General features: G+C 49.8%; 21 protein-coding genes. 13 read left to right on the top strand and 8 right to left on the bottom strand.

The features are described from left to right. Nucleotides 1-14 precede the first annotated feature (14 nt). From MKQ70_RS05790 to rpe, 4 genes are all read left to right on the top strand, one after another. A complete protein-coding gene (locus MKQ70_RS05790) occupies nucleotides 15-953 on the top strand; it encodes a homoserine kinase (RefSeq protein WP_248069124.1) in 939 nt (312 codons plus the stop codon). 10 nt (nucleotides 954-963) lie between these two features. Further along, nucleotides 964-2271 carry a threonine synthase gene (gene thrC / locus MKQ70_RS05785; protein ID WP_248069121.1) on the top strand — a complete coding sequence of 436 codons (1308 nt, stop codon included), beginning with the start codon at nucleotides 964-966 and terminating at the stop codon, nucleotides 2269-2271. A gap of 373 nt (nucleotides 2272-2644) precedes the next feature. Beyond that, nucleotides 2645-3661 (top strand): tetratricopeptide repeat protein, encoded by a 1017-nt coding sequence (locus tag MKQ70_RS05780; RefSeq protein WP_248069118.1) that lies wholly within the window; start codon nucleotides 2645-2647, stop codon nucleotides 3659-3661. A 19-nt stretch (nucleotides 3662-3680) separates the two neighbouring features. Continuing rightward, nucleotides 3681-4253 carry a ribulose-phosphate 3-epimerase gene (gene rpe / locus MKQ70_RS05775; RefSeq protein WP_248069115.1) on the top strand — a complete coding sequence of 191 codons (573 nt, stop codon included), beginning with the start codon at nucleotides 3681-3683 and terminating at the stop codon, nucleotides 4251-4253. A gap of 110 nt (nucleotides 4254-4363) precedes the next feature. Here the strand turns inward: rpe and MKQ70_RS05770 are convergent, their stop codons facing one another. From MKQ70_RS05770 to MKQ70_RS05755, 4 genes are read right to left on the bottom strand one after another with little or no spacing between them, the layout of a single operon-like run. Continuing rightward, on the bottom strand, nucleotides 4364-4756 hold the full coding sequence (locus MKQ70_RS05770) for a response regulator (protein WP_248069114.1): 393 nt from the start codon (nucleotides 4754-4756) through the stop codon (nucleotides 4364-4366). A gap of 6 nt (nucleotides 4757-4762) precedes the next feature. Continuing rightward, nucleotides 4763-4978, bottom strand: coding sequence for an ATP-binding protein (locus tag MKQ70_RS05765; RefSeq protein ID WP_248081090.1), 216 nt, complete (start codon nucleotides 4976-4978; stop codon nucleotides 4763-4765). Further along, nucleotides 4978-6981 (bottom strand): PAS domain-containing sensor histidine kinase, encoded by a 2004-nt coding sequence (locus tag MKQ70_RS05760; RefSeq protein WP_248069111.1) that lies wholly within the window; start codon nucleotides 6979-6981, stop codon nucleotides 4978-4980. Before MKQ70_RS05760 ends, MKQ70_RS05765 begins: the two co-directional genes overlap by 1 nt. Nucleotides 6982-7016: 35 nt before the next feature. Then, nucleotides 7017-7775 carry a PAS domain-containing protein gene (locus tag MKQ70_RS05755; RefSeq protein WP_248069107.1) on the bottom strand — a complete coding sequence of 253 codons (759 nt, stop codon included), beginning with the start codon at nucleotides 7773-7775 and terminating at the stop codon, nucleotides 7017-7019. A gap of 484 nt (nucleotides 7776-8259) precedes the next feature. Between MKQ70_RS05755 and MKQ70_RS37770 the strand changes: the two genes are divergently transcribed. From MKQ70_RS37770 to MKQ70_RS05740, 4 genes are all read left to right on the top strand, one after another. Further along, complete coding sequence (locus MKQ70_RS37770; protein ID WP_282456241.1) at nucleotides 8260-8850, top strand: PhoH family protein; 591 nt, start codon at nucleotides 8260-8262, stop codon at nucleotides 8848-8850. Further along, nucleotides 8847-9215 carry a PhoH family protein gene (locus tag MKQ70_RS37765; RefSeq protein ID WP_282456240.1) on the top strand — a complete coding sequence of 123 codons (369 nt, stop codon included), beginning with the start codon at nucleotides 8847-8849 and terminating at the stop codon, nucleotides 9213-9215. Before MKQ70_RS37770 ends, MKQ70_RS37765 begins: the two co-directional genes overlap by 4 nt. Before the next feature lie 273 nt (nucleotides 9216-9488). Next, a complete protein-coding gene (locus MKQ70_RS05745) occupies nucleotides 9489-9869 on the top strand; it encodes a nuclear transport factor 2 family protein (protein ID WP_248069104.1) in 381 nt (126 codons plus the stop codon). Nucleotides 9870-10056: 187 nt separating this feature from the next. After that, nucleotides 10057-10593 (top strand): inorganic diphosphatase, encoded by a 537-nt coding sequence (locus tag MKQ70_RS05740; protein ID WP_248069102.1) that lies wholly within the window; start codon nucleotides 10057-10059, stop codon nucleotides 10591-10593. 75 nt (nucleotides 10594-10668) lie between these two features. Here MKQ70_RS05740 and MKQ70_RS37760 read toward each other — a convergent pair whose 3' ends face one another. From MKQ70_RS37760 to MKQ70_RS05730, 3 genes are read right to left on the bottom strand one after another with little or no spacing between them, the layout of a single operon-like run. Next, nucleotides 10669-10803, bottom strand: a complete 135-nt coding sequence (locus MKQ70_RS37760) for a hypothetical protein (protein WP_282456238.1) — start codon at nucleotides 10801-10803, stop codon at nucleotides 10669-10671. Continuing rightward, nucleotides 10797-11186, bottom strand: coding sequence for a C40 family peptidase (locus tag MKQ70_RS05735; protein WP_248069099.1), 390 nt, complete (start codon nucleotides 11184-11186; stop codon nucleotides 10797-10799). Before MKQ70_RS05735 ends, MKQ70_RS37760 begins: the two co-directional genes overlap by 7 nt. Next, nucleotides 11183-11437 carry an SH3 domain-containing protein gene (locus MKQ70_RS05730; protein WP_248069095.1) on the bottom strand — a complete coding sequence of 85 codons (255 nt, stop codon included), beginning with the start codon at nucleotides 11435-11437 and terminating at the stop codon, nucleotides 11183-11185. The genes MKQ70_RS05735 and MKQ70_RS05730 overlap by 4 nt, the downstream gene beginning before the upstream one ends. Nucleotides 11438-11508: 71 nt before the next feature. Between MKQ70_RS05730 and MKQ70_RS05725 the strand changes: the two genes are divergently transcribed. From MKQ70_RS05725 to MKQ70_RS05705, 5 genes are all read left to right on the top strand, one after another. Then, nucleotides 11509-12075, top strand: coding sequence for an RNA polymerase sigma factor (locus MKQ70_RS05725; protein ID WP_248069092.1), 567 nt, complete (start codon nucleotides 11509-11511; stop codon nucleotides 12073-12075). Next, nucleotides 12068-12340 carry a zf-HC2 domain-containing protein gene (locus tag MKQ70_RS05720; RefSeq protein WP_248069089.1) on the top strand — a complete coding sequence of 91 codons (273 nt, stop codon included), beginning with the start codon at nucleotides 12068-12070 and terminating at the stop codon, nucleotides 12338-12340. Before MKQ70_RS05725 ends, MKQ70_RS05720 begins: the two co-directional genes overlap by 8 nt. A gap of 124 nt (nucleotides 12341-12464) precedes the next feature. Further along, entirely contained in the window at nucleotides 12465-13112 is a 648-nt protein-coding gene (locus MKQ70_RS05715; RefSeq protein ID WP_248069086.1) for a tetratricopeptide repeat protein, read from the top strand. A gap of 60 nt (nucleotides 13113-13172) precedes the next feature. Continuing rightward, nucleotides 13173-13760 (top strand): RNA polymerase sigma factor, encoded by a 588-nt coding sequence (locus MKQ70_RS05710; RefSeq protein ID WP_248069083.1) that lies wholly within the window; start codon nucleotides 13173-13175, stop codon nucleotides 13758-13760. 50 nt (nucleotides 13761-13810) lie between these two features. Beyond that, the gene (locus tag MKQ70_RS05705) at nucleotides 13811-14140 is read left to right on the top strand and encodes an anti-sigma factor family protein (RefSeq protein ID WP_308199421.1); all 330 of its coding nucleotides are present in this window, start codon (nucleotides 13811-13813) and stop codon (nucleotides 14138-14140) included. Nucleotides 14141-14178: 38 nt separating this feature from the next. Here MKQ70_RS05705 and MKQ70_RS05700 read toward each other — a convergent pair whose 3' ends face one another. Continuing rightward, nucleotides 14179-14667 (bottom strand): nucleoside deaminase, encoded by a 489-nt coding sequence (locus MKQ70_RS05700; protein ID WP_248069076.1) that lies wholly within the window; start codon nucleotides 14665-14667, stop codon nucleotides 14179-14181. Between the last annotated feature and the right edge of the window lie 77 nt (nucleotides 14668-14744).

Genomic DNA, 14744 nt, shown 5'->3' with positions numbered 1-14744 from the left:
GCAAAGCATAAACGATGAAACAGGATAGTATAAAAGTATTTGCTCCCGGTACCGTCGCCAACGTGGCCTGCGGGTTCGACGTAATCGGGCTGGCACTGGACGCACCCGGAGATGAGATGATCGTGAGCAGGAAAGACACACCCGGTATTTCAATTTCGAACATCGAAGGCGCACCTCATTTGTCGAAAGACCCGGCGCAGAATGTTGCAGGCGTGGCGTTACAGGCATTTTTGCAGGAGCTGGGGCAGCCGGACCTAGGACTGGACGTGCAGATAAAAAAGAATATTCAGCCGGGTAGCGGCATCGGTTCCAGCGCCGCCAGTTCGGCCGGCGTGGTGGTAGCGGCCAACCTGCTGCTGGACAAACCTTTTACCCCGGAAAAGCTCGTTCGCTTTGCGATGGAAGGCGAACGCCTGGCCAGCGGGACCGCGCATGCAGACAATGTGGCGCCGGCCATCATGGGCGGTTTTACGCTGGTAAGGAGTTACCAGCCGCTGGACCTCATTCGCCTGCACACGCCGGAAGACCTGTGGGTAACGGTGATCCATCCGCAGATTGAAGTAAAGACTTCGGACGCGCGCGAGATCCTGAAACAGCAGGTGCAACTGAAAGATGCCATTCGCCAGTGGGGCAATGTGGGCGCGCTCGTGGCTGCGTTATATACAAATGATTACGGGTTGATCAGCCGCGCTTTGGAAGACGTGATCGTTGAACCGGTGAGGGCTATATTGATACCCGCGTTTTACGAATTGAAACTGAAATGTAAAGAAGCCGGGGCACTGGGCGGTGGCATTTCCGGCTCGGGACCGTCTGTATTTATGATGAGCCGTGGCGAAGAAACCGCACGTAAGGTGGCACAGGTGATGAATGACGTATACACCCCGATGGGTGTGGATTTCAAAGTGTATGTATCGAGAATAAATACACAAGGGGTACGACAAATTGAACTTTAAAAAACTGAACATGCAATATTACAGCTTACAAAACCCGCAGCACCGCGTTTCTTTCCGGGACGCCGTGATACAGGGCCTGGCGCCGGACAGGGGACTTTATTTTCCTGTACAGCTGCCGCGGCTGGAGAAAGATTTTATTGAAAGACTGGAGGAGTATGATCCTTTATACATCGGGCATCACGTGATCCAGCCTTTTATCGGTGAAGAAATTCCTGACCATTATTTGAAGCAGATCGTGGCGGAAACACTTTCTTTTCCTTTTCCCCTGCGGGAAGTTGAGAAAGACGTATATGCGCTGGAGTTATTTCATGGTCCTACACTGGCGTTTAAGGACGTGGGCGCCCGCTTTATGGCGGGCTGCCTGGGCTATTTCCGCAAACACGATCCCCGCCCGGTAACCGTGCTGGTAGCAACTTCAGGCGACACCGGCGGTGCGGTAGCCAACGGGTTCTATAATGTACCCAGCGTGAACGTGGTGATCCTCTACCCCAGCGGGAAAGTAAGCACACTACAGGAAAAACAACTGACCACACTCGGTGGCAACATCACGGCGCTGGAAATACAGGGTACTTTTGATGACTGCCAGCGGATGGTGAAAACCGCATTCTTAGATAAAGAACTGCAGGAGCAATACTTATTGACCTCCGCCAATTCCATTAACGTGGCGCGCTGGTTGCCGCAGATGTTTTATTACTTCCTGGCGTACCGGAAAATCAAGCAGTGGAAGAAAGATGCCGTTATCGCCGTACCGAGCGGCAACTTTGGTAACATTTGCGCCGGCATGCTGGCTGCGCAGATGGGCTTACCGATCGCCCACTTCGTAGCCGCCACGAATGTGAACGACACTGTGCCGCGCTTCATGCAAAACGGTCAGTACGAGCCGCATCCGGCCATCCCTACCCTGTCGAATGCCATGGACGTTGCCGACCCGAGCAACTTTGTAAGGATACTGCAACTGTTCTCAAAAAGCGAAACTTCATTAAAAGCACAATTATCCTCGTACAGCTTTACGGATGCGCAGACCGTAGCCGCCATTGAATCTGTGTTTAAAGAGCATGGTTACCTGATGGAACCACATGGCGCCGTGGGTTATTTAGGATTGAAGGAATATTTGAAAAAGTCCCCGAACAACGTGGGTGTATTTCTCGAAACCGCCCACCCGGTAAAGTTTGATGATACCATGCCGGAGGCCTTGCGCAAGGAAATTACGGTTCCCGAAAAAGTAAAAGCCTTGTACGACAAGGAAAAACAATCGGTGTTGCTGCCGAACGACTATGAAGCCATGAAAAGCTGGCTGATGTCAGTGCCGGTTAAATAGCGGGTGTTCCATCGGCAATCCTTCGGTCATCCTTCGGTGTTGTTCGGTGCAGGCTTGGTTTTGACCTGCTTTAACCGAAGGATGACCGAAGGATCACCGAGGGATCATCGAAGGATTATAGGACTTACCCCGATTTCAGCCCCACTTTGGAGCGCTTTCACCACATTTTTCGACTGCATTCACCACCACCTGCATTTTCAGATGAATGGGTTGCGCTACTTTTGGTTTAATAGCGATACAGCCGCTGAAGTGAGTGACACAATGGCGGCCGAGAAGAGAGAAAAAAGCAGATAAAAAAAAATATACTATGTTGATGGGGTACATCGTTATAGATGCACCCTTCCTATTTATAAAAATTTGTAGGTTTGACCTTATGAAGTACCCGAAGTACATTTCCCTATTCACAGCTGGCGTACTGGCGCTGACTGCCTGCAACAACGATAGCAAACCGGTGGCGGCTCGTCCGGACTCGGTGCTGTATTCGCCGCTGGTAAAGCCTTTAACCGATTCGATCCAGCAGTTTCCGAAACAACATGATTTGTACTACCGGCGCGGCCTGGCGCTGTTTAATGATGCGCCCGAACTGGCCTTACAGGATTTTGAGGCTGCCGCGAAATTAAATCCTTCTTATACTGATTATTGGGCCACAACCGGCGAAGCCGCACTGGTAACCGAAAAATATTCACTGGCGGTAAACGCCTTCCGACAGGCGCTGGTTACAGCACCTACGCATCCGTACATCCAGTATAAGCTGGGCATTGCCCTAATCGAGGATAAGCAAACCATTGCTGCGGACAGCATGGCGGGCCTGTTGATCCGCTCCGCTGAGCAGGATAAAGGGTTTTACCTGAAAGCCCGCATTGCGGAAGATAAGGGAGATACCAGCAACGCGATTATGCAACTGAAGTTTGCTGTAAAAGCTGCCGGCGAGGAAAGCGACTACGATGCGGTCATGGAACTGGCTTCCCTGCTGAAAAGCCGTGGTTCACAGGAGGCGCTGCAATACTATGCGCTGGCCAATAAAATAGATCCTGTGATGGCAGAGCCGCATTACGAGGCCGGACAATACTTTGAAGCGGCCGGTAATCCGCAGGAGGCCATCAAGGCTTACCAGGAAGCTATTCTGGCCGATCCTGCATATGAAGATGCCTACCTCTCGATCGCCCATATTTTTGCGCAGTCGGGTAAATGGAAAGAGGCGCGCCACTACGCCAACCTGACGGTACGTAACCGTCCGAACAGTGCCAGGGGCTACTATTTCCGGGGACTGGCCACAGAAAACCTGGGCGATAAAGTGGCTGCAAAGGCGGATTACCAGAAAGCCCCGGGCTTCCGGAAAAACTACCCGGAGGCGACTGAAGCACTTAATCGCGTGTCGGAAAAGAAATAAACCTTAGGTTTGTAGCGATATGGAAAATCGGAATGTAATTGTTGCGCCGTCGTTACTCGCGGCCAACTTCCTGCAACTGGACAGGGAAATAGCAATGATCAATGAAAGCGAAGCCGGCTGGCTGCACCTCGATGTGATGGATGGCCGCTTTGTGCCCAATATCAGCTTCGGCCTGCCGGTTATTTCGCAGGTCACGAAAATTGTAAGGGATAAAGTGTGCGATGTGCACCTGATGATACTGGAGCCGGAGAAATACGCGGAAGCATTCCGTGACGCGGGTGCGAATAGTCTTACCGTACACGCAGAAGCCTGCCCCCACCTGCACCGCAACATCCAGCAAATCAAAGACCTGGGCATGAAAGCCGGTGTGGCATTGAATCCCCATACACCGATCAATGTACTGGAAAACATAATCAACGACCTGGACCTGGTGCTGATCATGAGTGTAAACCCTGGTTTTGGCGGACAAAAGTTCATTCCGCAAACGCTTTCAAAAATCCGCAAGCTGCGTAAGATGATAGACGACGCCGGTTCCGAAGCGTTAATCGAGATTGATGGCGGTGTAACGCTGGCGAATGCCAGGAGATCGTAGCGGCAGGCACCGATGTGCTGGTGGCTGGGAACACCGTATTCAGCGCGCCCGATCCGAAAAAGATGATCGGTCAATTGAAATATCCGTGGCGGGAGTAAGCACTCCCACACTTAGTCGGCCAGCTGCATAATCACATCGTTCGTCAAAGGCTTCGTCAGGTACCCGTTCACGAAACCGTAGGAAGATACCCGCTCCTGGTCCTTTTCATCAATCGAAGAAGTCAGTACATACACGCGTATCGGTTTGGTAAGGCCATGGCGAAATTGCTGGAAGCGGTCCAGGAATTCCCAGCCGTCCATGACGGGCATGTTTAAGTCCAGTAATATAATGTCCGGGAGTTTTGCAGCATCACTACCGAAAGCGCTAAGATAGTCGAGCACTTCCTGCGCGTCGCTGTATTTGCTCACTGCATTGGTAATATTTAAACGATCCAGCATAATCTCGGTGATCTGCTGATGTATAGGGTCATCGTCTACAATAAAAATTGTATTTAACGGCTTCATATCTTCTTATTCGGGCCTAAAAGTAATAATAAATTTCGTTCCTTTCCCAGGTTTGCTCTCTGCCAGTATATTGCCGCCCATAGCTTCTATCTGGCTTTTGGTGATAAATAGCCCGATGCCCTTCGCATCTTTGTTCTTATGGAATGTTTTCCTGAACCCGAATAATTTGTTGCCATAACGGTCCAGATCAATGCCCACACCATTGTCTTCCGCCGTCAACATCACGCCCCCTCTACCTTCCAGCTCCTGAAGTGCACCGTGGGCGGCCTGTCCGACGCACGATATTTAATCGCGTTCGTGAGCAGGTTCTGCAAAATACTGTCGAGATAAATTTTAGGATATTCTATTTCCGGCGAATCCTCGAAGTCGGCAGTCAGCTTTATCCCGCTGGTTTCAATGTCCACCGTAAGAATTTCTTTGATGCGCTGCAGCCTTTCCTGGAACGACAATCGTTCCCGCTCCAGGTTGAGGTCTTTGCGGATCTGCACTACTTCGATCAGGTCGTTCAATGTTTCATCGATGTTCAGGATCACATCGTGCTGCATATTGATATACAGTTCACGTTCGCTCTCGCTCTCGGTATTATTATAAATCTGCATCAGCGCCTTCAGGTTGGCGATAGGCGCCCGAAGGTTGTGCGACGTAATGTGGGCAAAGTCTTCCAGCTGTTTGTTCTGATTTACCAGGTATTTATTCAGACTTAGCAATTGCTCATTCGCCTTACGCAGCTCTTTCTGCATCTGGCGGCTGGACGTAATATTCCTGGTAAAAATAGAGATGCTGCCATCCTGCATGGAAGCCAGCAAAAACTCGTACCACTTATTGGTTTTCGGCAGATAATTAAAGAACGATACCGGTCGCCTGTGTTCAATACACTCCATCACCTTTGCGTGGAACGTGCTGCCCACCAGCCACGGGAACACTTCGAAGATATTATTCCCCACTACCGAATTATGGTCAATGATCTCTTCCGCCTTTTTATTGAGGAAGCTCACTTTACCATCTTGCCCCAACACCGCGTAACCCATATCGATGGTATCGAAGAAAAGGCTCATCAGCTCTGTATTTCTCGACAGCTGATCGCGGATCTGGAATTGTTCGGTAATATCCTGTATCACGCCGTGTATGCGTACGATGCGGCCGTTTTTAAACTCGGGCCGGCCGATCATTCTTATTTTGATAGCGTTGTTGCGTGCGGTTACGAGTGTCAGTTGCTCATCGAACGACTTGCCGGTATGGCAGCATTCCATGATTACGGTCTCCATACGGATACGCTCGTCGTCGCCGTAAAAGGTGCCCATTTTTTCCATGGACATCTGCGTATAGGGCGGCAGTTCGTGGATGCGGTAGGTTTGCGGCGACCAGCGTACTTTGTAAGACGGCACATCGATCTCCCACCCGCCTATCTTACCGATTTCGCCGGTTTGCAACATGAATTCCTGCGACTTCGCATTCTCGATCTCCTGGCGTTTCTTATCGGTGATATCATTGACAAGCGCCACCACGATCTGGTCCTTATCCACCGGATCGTATACCGGGAACATGGTCAGATCGAGGTAAACCTCGCGCTCATTCTTCGTCCATTCCTTGTCGAGTGAGAAATCCAGCTTTTTCTCCATACGCACCATTTTGCCGTGTTGCAGCACCTGCATGAACAACTGGTCAAGCTCAAACAGTTTCGCGAACGGATCGTTGATCATGTTATAGGCCTCTTCCTGCGAATCGCCGACATTGCCGAAGAACAGGCGCTGCGTCTGGTTTACGCGACGGATGAAGCCGAAATTATCAAACTGGATATACCCGATGGGCAGATTTTCCACAATATTATTAAGGAGTCGCTCGCTCTTTTCGAGACTGAGTTCTGCCAGTTTTTTCTCTGTGATTTCGCTGAGGATGAGAAAGAGGTACGCCAGGTCGTTCTGCTGGCCGATAACCGGGAAGGCGGTGGCTTCATAGTAGGCAGGCTTGATACGCGTAATGGAGCCGTTTTGTACTTCTGTATACTTCAGCAGTATTTCCTTTTTGATGGGTACCCGGCGACGGATCACCTCTTCGAATAGTGCGTTAAGGCCATTGTGGCGGTTGATAGGATCGCCCAAAACATTGTACGGCAAGCCGCTTACAGCCAGGTGGCCTTCCCCCAGGATATCGCGCATATGCCCGTTAAGATCAACACTCCAGCCATCGGGCGTGTATTGATGCAGGCCTACGGGCAGGTTTTCCAATACGGAACGGAAGAACTGTTCATTCTCCCGCGCTTTCAGTTCCCGCGCTTGCGCGTGGTGATATCAAAACAAATCACGAGATACCCCGATTGTCCGTCGCTCGTACTGAACGGACTCACGGTGGCGTCTACCCAAATAAGGCTGCCATCGGCGCTGTTATAGGCAACTTCATGATGCCAGTTTTTCCCGGTTTTGAGGGTACGCCATATATCATCAATATCGCAGGCAGATTCTATCTGGCTGATGATTTGTCCGAACGACAAGCCAACCAGGGCCGGGGCGGGCAAACCGGTAGCCTGGCAAAACGCTTCATTTACACGCATGATACGCGCGCGGCTATCGAGCAATGCTACCAGGGCGCATGCATCCAGCGCCGCCTGTACCTGGTGCAGGTGGTCGTTTGCGTGCAGCATGTCCTGGTAAATGGCAAGCTCGTGGCTAACATTACGGCTCATCATGAAGGCGCCGGTTACCCGGCCTTCCTGATCGTAAAGTGGCTTAAAAGAAATGCGGTGATGTGCGCCGCCCGGTACCACGTTGGGAATGGAACAGACATACGTATTGCTGTCCCCGGCAAGCGCCCGTTTGCAATGATATAACCATTGCTGAGCCCATTGCGGGTACGCTTCACAAAGGGATAAAACACTGATGCCCGGCCTGATATCGGCTCCATAAAGCCTGCGGCATTCTGCCGCGAATACCTTGTTCACCCGCACAAAACGACATTCCATATCAAATATGGCAATCCCGTCCTGGATATCATCCAGCACCTGACTTAAAGCAGCGTCGTTCATGTTGTAAGTAAGTCTGTTGGCATTTTGTACTCCCGGAAATTCATCATGCTCTGCTTAGACGGCCAATAAAATCAAACATAAAAGTATGTATAATATAACACATTTCCTTGTCACCCGGAAAAATCAATATTATCATTGATGAGCGGGAGGGGATAAACTGTGGATAACTCAAACCCTTTATCCATAAGGACCTGATAGCTAACTGGGATATTGTGCTGCGCCTTTTCTGCATTTTTTCAAATATCTTTGGTTGGAAACGTTCAATGAAAATTTCATGGTAACTAAAAGTGATAAACGTCAATGCGTTATTACCGTTACAGAAAAAGTTTTGGCGTTGTTATTGCTGCTGTATACACGCTGCTCTGCCCGGTCAGGCAGGCCACAAATCAGAACGGGGAGCTGGCCAACAAGCAGCGTTCAATAAACGTTGATCGCAGTTATCCCGGGAACTAAACCGTATTATTTATCTTAAACTTAAGGTCCATTGACAGAGTCGATCATTAGCCTGGATAGCGTAAATCCCATAGAGTTTTTCGGGGTCAACAATGGTAAACTTGATCTGCTGAAAAAGAAATTCCCCCTGCTTAAAATCCTTTCCCGCGGTACGCAGCTCAAACTGTCGGGGTCCGCAGAAGAAGTAGCCACGGCCCAGGAGAAGATCGGTCAGATCGTTAAATACCTCGAACGCAACGGTAACCTTTCCGAAAATTATTTCGAACAGATACTGGGTGATGAAGAGGTGAGTGTGGACAATTTCAGCGACCGCAACCCGAACGAGGTGCTCGTGTTTGGCCCCAATGGCCGCACTGTTCGCGCCAAAACCGCCAACCAGAAAAAGATGGTGAGTATGGTCGACAAAAACGACATCGTGTTCGCGATAGGTCCTGCCGGTACCGGTAAAACCTATACCGCGGTAGCCCTCGCGGTTCGTGCACTGAAAAATAAGGCCGTACGAAAAATCATCCTTACCCGCCCCGCGGTGGAAGCCGGCGAAAGCCTGGGTTTCCTGCCCGGTGACCTCAAGGAAAAGATTGATCCGTATTTGCGCCCGCTCTACGACGCCCGGACGATATGATCCCGCCGGACAAGCTCACGTACTTCATGACCAACCGTGTAATCGAGATCGCGCCTTTGGCCTACATGCGCGGCCGTACGCTGGATAATGCCTTCATCATCCTCGATGAGGCCCAGAACGCGACCGAACTGCAGCTCAAAATGTTCCTTACCCGTATCGGTTCCAGCGCCAAAGCCATTATTACCGGCGACCTTACGCAGATCGACCTTCCTAAGAACCAACGCTCGGGACTCGAAAAAGCCTCCAGGATCCTCCGGAACATCGACGGTATCGGCAACCTGAAACTCGATGAGGAAGATGTGGTGCGCCACAGGCTCGTAAAAGCCATCATCAAGGCTTACGAGGCGAACAAAGACGAAAACTGATTATTATAACAAAGCCAGGCCCATGTTGCAACACGTAATTAAGCCGTGTGTCAACCGTGGCCTGGCTTTTCCAAAACGGTTTAACAGAACCTTAACTTCCGTATTTGTAAGTTGTGCAATTCAAACAATCCCCCTATTTTTGTGCAAAATTTTTAATTTATCAGCCACATGAGCTATTATAGGCGACTTGTACTTTTGTTTGGTATCTTCTTAGGCCTTCTGATAGTTGGTTGTCAAAAACAGACCACTCCGGACGAAGTAGCACTGGAATTTATGCACGCCATCCAACAGTCAAACTTCGAACAGGCCAAGGAATACATTACGAAAGAATCGCACCAGGTCCTTACCCTCTACTCGTTTTTCGATGGCAGGAGAACGGCCGAAGAAAGGGAAAAGATTAAACAGGCGGAGATTAAAGTATTGGATACCAAGCAAAACGATGCCGGCGACAAAGCGCAGGTAACGATCCTGAATTCATCTACCCAACAAAAAGAAACGCTTCAGCTGGTAAAAGAAAATGCCACCTGGAAAATCTCGCTTACATTCGAAAGCATCATTCCCATTTCAGCTCCGGGCGTAGAAACTCCGGTATTAGACTCTACCATCGTGACACTCGACACCAGCCTTGTGCCTTTGGATACAGCGTCGCACTAGCTTAAGATACGGACCATGCACCTGCTCACCATGTAAGTCAGGCAATTCCCCTTTATATTTCCATCGTTCACATGTACCGCAATGACAATATTGCCGGTATTTATTTCTTTTTTTTTTAAATTTGCCCCCTCGGATTACGAGGATATGCAATTGAACACATATACAAAACCAGAAAGCATCTAAGATTATGACAACAAATCCTTGGCATAGCGTGAGTTACGGTGATAAAGCACCGCACATCGTTACAGGTATCATCGAAATCCCCCAGGGCTCGCGTGCCAAATATGAGCTGGACAAGGAAAGTGGTTTGCTGAAACTCGACAGGGTATTGTATTCTTCCGTATATTATCCCGCCAACTACGGCTTCATCCCGCAAACTTATTGCGACGATAATGATCCGCTGGACATCCTCATCATCTCCCAGATCACCTGCGTACCTATGTGCCTGGTAGAAGCCAAAGTAATTGGTGTAATGCAGATGATCGACGGTGGCGAGGCCGATGATAAAATTATCGCCGTTGCCGCACACGACCAGAGTGTAAACCACATCAACGATATTTCAGAATTACCGCCGCACTTCATCCACGAAATGCGCCACTTCTTTGAAGAGTACAAAAAACTGGAGCATAAAACCGTTAAGGTGGAAGAGTTCCAGAATAAAGCCGTTGCAGAGCGCATCGTACTGGAAAGCATTGAGCTGTACAACACTACCTTTAAAAAATAGTTCCTGAACAAATATTGAGAAAGCGCAGCGGCCCTGGCCACTGCGCTTTTTATTTTCAACCGGATATGCATCCCTTTACTGGCGATAGCGACGGATCAACCGCAGTTTATGCGTTCTTTCCCCCGTGTCACTATTGACGATCCCCTCATTATCGATGGCGTCTATACGCACCTTGCCCGAAGCGTGAATGATTTCATGATCGTTCAGCAACACGCCCACATGGGTAATGCGGCCCTCCGCATTGTCGAAAAAGGCCAGTCGCCGGGCTGCACTTCCTGCAAAAAGCCTACGCCCTCCCCTTGTGTAGCCTGTTGATAGGCATCCCGTAATAAGGGAATGCCTGCCAGCTTATACAACGTTTGCGTATAACCGGAGCAATCGACCCCAAATACGGATTTTCCGCCCCATAGGTAAGAAGTGTTCAGGAAAACAGCTGCGTAGCGTAATACGGCGTCTAAATCGGGCGTAAGCGGCAATGGTTCGAGGGGCGCCTCAAACTGTACGGTATACTTTCCCCAATTCGTGACCTCGCTTCCGTTATGCGGTAGCAGTACGCCAAACGGCACCTGCATGGGCTGGCCATTGAAGATCACGGGGTTGATCCACCCGGGCGCAAAAAGCGGGCAGGTGCGTCGAAAACGTCCTTTTCCACCGGTTCGAGATGCGATACGGTTACCCAACCTTCATAATTGTCGTACCGGTTCCGTACCTTCACCCAGCCGTCTGTATTAACTGGTTCGGTTTCAACAAATTCCCCGAACAATACCTGTGAAATGATCTCGCTCCGGTGCTTTGGCTCAGCCCGCATGGGACTTACCGGTACAATGGTTACGGCGTATGGCATACTAATTGTTATTTTTTTATATAAGTGTTCGAAGAACTGAACACGAAAATGCGTAAATTATAAATACGATTATGCAGCCGCTACTAAATAATATGAACGACAAGGAACTCCTGAACCGCATCCGCAAAATGCGTGACGAGGAAGCTGTAGGCGCTTTACTGGAGCGTTACAGCCACCTGTTGGTAGCCTATTGCATTCCAAAAATGGCCAGTCGTGAAAAGTCGGCGGAAGTGATTCCGGCCCTGCTTGGTACGCTGGACCAGAACTTCAGGACCATGCACATCCCCCGCGCCAACGACTGTGTAGCACATACGCTGGCCACCTATTTCAACCCGAAGAGCAATATCCACCCGAATCACGTATCAAGGGAAGTGCAGGCGATTTACCGCGCCGAAAACCGTGTACAACAATCCGGCAGCAATCCTATTGAACGACAACAACTCTGTGACGAGCTGCTGCAGCGGTTCGCTCAACTTTCTCCGGACGATCAGCAAGTGGTAACGCAGTTCTATGCGGAACAGCAATCCTTTGACGAAATTGCGGTGGCGAAGGGCATAAGCAGGGACAAGGTGCGCAATATCCTGAAGGACGCGCGTAAAAAATTAGCCACTCAACTGATGGACCAGGCCTATGAATAACAAGTTTCCCATAAAAGAACGGATCCTCAAGATCTTTACGCCGGTACGCTGCCTGAACCGCGACCAGCTTCCCCGTTATATAGATGGCAAAATGACCGCCATCGAAAAACACTTAGTGGAAGAGCACCTGGTAGCCTGTGACCTCTGTTACACCGCCATGCAAACGCTGGAAAAGGCCGCCAACCGTGAACCTTACGAATCACTCACGACTAATACGATTTCATATATCCATCAACATTATTACCCGCGCCACGCGATGTTGTAAAACAACAGGCAATCCGCAAAGGACGCAAGCAGGAAAGTCTGCTCGCCTACTTCTGGACACTGGCCATTATTGGTTTTATCGGCGGGGGATTTACGTGGTGCAGGCCGCCATCAAACACCGCGGTATGAAGGCCGCTAATATCAGCAGCATACCAGTAGCCGTGCCCGAAACCGTGTCGCAAACGGATGGTGACGCACGGTACGCTACTTTAAATAGCACAGGACAGCCCACAGCGGAAACGCCTCCCACTACCACGCAACACGCTGTGGCAGTAACCCGCGACACCACGAAACAGCTCAACTTAAAGAAAGATTCGGTAAAAATACTGGCAGCCGCGCAAACTACGGCATTGCCTAAACGAGACTCCGCCACAACACCGGCGCCGCGCAAAACCGTGGCGAAGGATTCTGTAGCACATCCGGCGCCAGCGCCTGTAAACGAGAAAAAACCGGAACCGGCTAAAACGGAGGCTACACCAGCGCCTAAAGAAAAGGAAAAAGAGAAGGAAGAATCTTCCTCCAAATCGGTGAATATCGACGAATCGCTGTACAAATCTGCCATGATGCTGCAACAGCAGGGCAGCCTCGACCAGGCCATTGAACGATACAAGAAAGTATCCCCTGGCAGCCGTTTCGGAGAGCTGGCGCGGTACCAGATGGCGGTATGTTATAAAAACCGGGGACAATCCGGCAAAGCCCGCAAACTTTTTAAGGAAGTAGTAAGAATGGACGGCAGCATGAAAGTAGCCGCCGAAAATGCGCTGAAAGATTAATCCATTTTTATGGAATTATAAAGAAGCTGCATCTTACTGACTGATATCTATATTTACGCTGTGAATTATCCTGGCTTTCAAAACCTTACCGACCTGGAATTGCTGCAACGGTACAAAACCGACGGCAATAGCGAATGGATAGGCATATTGTTCGATCGTTATGCTATCCTGCTACTGGGTTTATGTATGAAATACCTCAAGCATGAAGAGGATGCGCGCGACAGCGTTCAGCATATTTTCCTGAAAGTATTGTCCGAAGTACATAAGCACGAAGTACAACATTTTAAAGCCTGGATTTACCAGGTGGCTAAAAACCATTGCCTGATGCAGCTGCGCAAAACCAACACGCGTTATGCAAAGGAACTGGACGAAACCACCATGGGTGGCGCCTCCGAACCGGAGCTGGAAAAAGAGGCCAAAGCAGAAAAAGAGCATAAAGACCTGATGCTCGAAAATATGCAGGACGCCATGAGCATGCTCAACGCAGAACAGCAAACCTGCGTGAAGCAGTTTTACCTGGATAAGCGCTCCTACCAGGAAATTGCCGACGATACCGGTTATTCGCTTTCGCATGTGAAGAGCTACATCCAGAACGGAAAGCGTAACCTGAAGTTATTATTAGAAAAGTACAGTAAAAATAAACGCTAACTTAGACGACGGTTAGCGGTAATAGTTATGAACGAAAATTTTCGCGACATATTTTAGAAACGAGCTGCGTATCGCAGCAGGAGCTGCTGGATTACCTGCAGGGACGGCTGCCTGAGGCAGACAGGCACCGGGTGGAAATGCACCTGGCCGATTGCCCGTTCTGCAGCGACGCCATGGAAGGATTGTCCGCCATCCCCGAAAAGGAAAAAATACCCGGGGTCATCCGGCAAATGAAATGGAACGTGTTGCAGAACCTGCGCCGGAAGAACCGTAAAAAGCGGAAACGCGAGTTTTATGTATCACTGGGAATGATTACGCTGGTGTTACTTTTTATAGTACTGGCCTGCTTTTTCGCGTATCATTTTATGGTGAAGAAATAAAGAATCAAGGTGTTGCGGAGCAGCACCTTTTTTATGCCCTAATACAACGTCCTGTCCCCTTTCCCCGCCCACATTTTGAACACTTCTATCGCATGCCCGTCTGGCAGCGCTATCAAAGGAATCCGTTTTTCGGCATGCGGTAAATTAAGCTGCTCGTAAATATCCGAATCATCAAACAAAATATTCGCTGCATCCTCTTTGGTATTCGCATAAAAGACCCGCGCCGGCCGCGCCCAGTAAATGGCGCCGAGGCACATGGGACAAGGTTCGCAGGAGGTGTATATTTCGCAATCGTCGAGCTGAAAAGTATGCAGGCGGTTACAGGCATCGCGGATGGCTACGACCTCGGCATGTGCCGTGGGGTCGTTATGCAGCAACACCTGGTTCCAGCCCTCTCCCACTATTTCATCACCCTTTACAACGATGCAGCCGAAAGGGCCGCCATCGCCGTTTTTCATGCCTTTTTCCGACAAGGCCACTGCTATCTCCATAAAGTGTTGTTCTCTTTTTCCGATTGGATAAGTCATTTCGATGTGGGTTTGTTTTAAAGATACGGGAAATATCAGCTGCCACCATGGCAAATGAAGCTTAGTATACCAGTCCC

Origin of the sequence: Chitinophaga sedimenti (genome assembly GCF_023156195.1) — a bacterium.
In the GTDB taxonomy this organism is placed as follows: Bacteria; Bacteroidota; Bacteroidia; order Chitinophagales; family Chitinophagaceae; genus Chitinophaga; species Chitinophaga sedimenti.
The sequence above is the reverse complement of the archived record's forward strand: the minus strand, read 5'-3'. Positions and strand labels throughout refer to the sequence as shown.